Here is a 2,803-nt window from a genome sequence, read left to right on the forward strand (position 1 = left end):
TAGAACAGCACGTCACCGCCGTGGTCGCGAAGCAGGCCGACCGAGAACATGCAGATCGCCATCGCCGTGATGAGTCCCAACCCGGCCGCCAGCCCGTCGAGCCCGTCGACGAAGTTCATCGCGTTGACGATCGACACGGTCAGCGCCAACGTCAGCAGGATCGACGACGCCTGATCAAGCACGATGGTGCCGACGCCGCCGATCGGTATGTACAGGACGCTCCATGCAACGCCCATGGTGACCAACACGCTGGCCGCCGTGATCTGGCCGGCGAACTTCGTCAAAGCGTCCAGCCCCCAGCGGTCGTCGATCAGACCGATCCCCATGATCACCGCACCCGCCACCAATACGGCCGGCATTCCGGAGGAATAGACGAATCCCCGGGTCAGCGCCGGCAGCTGGGACGCCAGGAAGACGGCGGCGACGACCCCGATGAACATCGCCAACCCGCCCATCCTCGGGGTCGGCTTCACATGCACGTCGCGTTCACGTGGATAGGCGACCGCTCCCAGGCGGGTGGCCAGCACCCGAACCGGTCCGGTGGCGAAGTACGTGACGATCGCTGCGGTCAGCCCGACCAACGCCAGCTCGCGCAGGGGTACGCCGGCGCCGCGATCGGCCAAGGCGAGCAGACCGCCGGCGACGTTTGTCGGATCGCTAGACACCTCGAGACCCTACTGCACCAACCTGAGTCCCCGACAATCCGCGCGACGCCCCGCACTCGGGATTACGCGATCAGCGTTCCCGGTTCCACGCCGAGTACCTCCGCGATCCGCTCGAGGCTCACCGGACCCGCGCGCAGAATGCGCGGCGTGTTTCCCGTCAGGTCGAGGATCGTGGACGCGGCCTGCTGCTGCGACGGGCCCGCATCGAGATAAACGTCGACGAGGTCGCCGAGTTGGGTGCGCGCCTCGTCTGCGTTCACGGCAGGCGGTCGCCCGGAGACGTTGGCGCTGGAAACCGCCATGGGGCCGACCTCACGCAGCAGCTCGATGGCAACCGGGTGCAACGGCATCCGCAGCATCACGGTGCCGCGGGCGTCACCGAGATCCCACTGCAACGACGGCGCCTGCTTCACCACCAGACTCAGCGCGCCCGGCCAGAATGCTCGGATCAGCTCGCGGGCGCCGTCGGGCATCGTGTAGACCAGGCCCTCGATGGTGTGCCACGAGCCGACCAGCACGCCAACCGGCATGTCCCGGCCCCGCCCCTTCGCCGCCAGCAGGGCAGCCACCGCCGTGCCGTCGAAAGCGTCGGCGCCGATGCCGTACACGGTGTCCGTCGGCATGACAACGAGTCGGCCGCCCTTGAGCGCCCCGACGGCCGCGGCGATGCCGACCGACCGCTGGCCGGGGTCCGCGCAGTCGAAAACCGCGGTCATCGTCGCCGCTCCGCTCGGCGGGCCGTCACGAACCTGGGTCGGCCGGCCAGATCTGGGCGAGCCGCAATGTCTTCGAAAAGACCTGTGCCCCTGAATAATTCGATGGTATGTGACGATGTGGTGTCGTCGTGCTCGACGGCGAACAGGCCGCCAGAGCGCAGCCACCGGCCGGCGAGGCCGACGACGGCGGCGATCACCGCCATCCCGTCCGGACCCCCGAACACCGCGTGGAGCGGATCATGCTGGGCGACTTCGGTTTCCACGGCGACGTCATCGGGAACGTAGGGCGGGTTGGCCACCACCAGGTCGACGCGCCCATCCAACTCGGGCAGCAGGCCCGCTGCGGTCACGTCCGCGCGAACGAGCTCGACGGCGGTGGCCGCCGCGTTGCGGCGCGCGTACTCGAGGGCCACATCGGAGTCGTCTACTCCGATGACCCGAGCCGCGGGGCGGTGTCGGGCGAGCGCGACGGCCAATGCGCCTGACCCCGTGCATACATCGACGATCACCGAGCGCGCCGCAAGCGGCTGGGCGGTGGCCCATGCCAAGATGGCCTCGGTCTCCGGGCGCGGGATGAACACGCCGGGGCCGACGTGCAGCATGATCGGCCCGAACGCCGCGGTTCCGGTGAGATGCTGCAGCGGCACCCGGTGGGAGCGCGCGGCAACGATGTCACGGTACCGGCCGAAGAATTCGTCGCCCGGCGAATCCAGCAAGGCGAGCCGGCCGCGTTCGGTGCCAAGCAGGTGGGCCGCCAGCTCCTCGGCGTCGTAACGGGCGGAGTCGATCCCGGCCGCCGAGAGTTGCGCTGCCGCAGAGTCGATCGCGCGCCGCAAGGTCATGCCTGTTGCAGCCGGGACTGCTTGTCGGCGGCGCTCAGTGCGTCGAACAAGGCGTCCAGGTCGCCGTCGAGCACCTGATCCAGATTGTGTGCCTTGAACCCGATTCGGTGGTCGGTGATGCGGTTCTCCGGGAAGTTGTAGGTGCGGATCCGTTCGCTGCGGTCCACGGTGCGAATCTGGCTGGCCCGGTCGGCCGACGCGTCGGCCAGCGCCTGCTCCTCGGCCATTGCCTGCAGGCGTGCCGCCAGGACCTGCAGCGCGCGGGTCTTGTTCTGCAGCTGCGACCGTTCGTTTTGACAGGTGACGACGATGCCGGTCGGCAGATGCGTGATCCGCACCGCGGAGTCGGTCGTATTCACTCCCTGGCCGCCCTTGCCGGACGAGCGGTACACGTCGATGCGAAGTTCCGACTCGTCGCTCTGCACCTCGCCCACTTCCTCGGGATCGGGATAGACCAGCACGCCGGCCGCCGATGTGTGCACGCGCCCCTGGGATTCCGTGACCGGGACGCGTTGCACGCGATGTACCCCACCCTCGAACTTCATTCGTGACCATACCCCGTCGGCGGTGTCGCCCTTGC

Annotated in this window: 4 protein-coding genes; all 4 read right to left on the reverse strand. The window is 68.6% G+C overall.

What is annotated here, in order from left to right; all coding sequences use genetic code 11:
* On the reverse strand, window positions 1-665 hold a 665-nt coding region (locus JO059_RS06525; protein ID WP_293315281.1), incomplete at its 3' end, for an MraY family glycosyltransferase.
* Window positions 666-727: 62 nt separating this feature from the next.
* On the reverse strand, window positions 728-1,381 hold the full coding sequence (locus JO059_RS06530) for an L-threonylcarbamoyladenylate synthase (protein WP_293315282.1): 654 nt from the start codon (window positions 1,379-1,381) through the stop codon (window positions 728-730).
* Window positions 1,378-2,223: a peptide chain release factor N(5)-glutamine methyltransferase gene (gene prmC / locus JO059_RS06535; RefSeq protein WP_293315283.1), complete on the reverse strand. Its 846-nt coding sequence runs from the start codon at window positions 2,221-2,223 to the stop codon at window positions 1,378-1,380. Before prmC ends, JO059_RS06530 begins: the two co-directional genes overlap by 4 nt.
* On the reverse strand, window positions 2,220-2,803 hold a 584-nt coding region (locus JO059_RS06540; protein WP_293315284.1), incomplete at its 5' end, for a peptide chain release factor-like protein. The genes prmC and JO059_RS06540, both read right to left, overlap by 4 nt.

Origin of the sequence: Mycobacterium sp., from assembly GCF_019247615.1 — a bacterium.
GTDB lineage: Bacteria > Actinomycetota > Actinomycetes > Mycobacteriales > Mycobacteriaceae > Mycobacterium.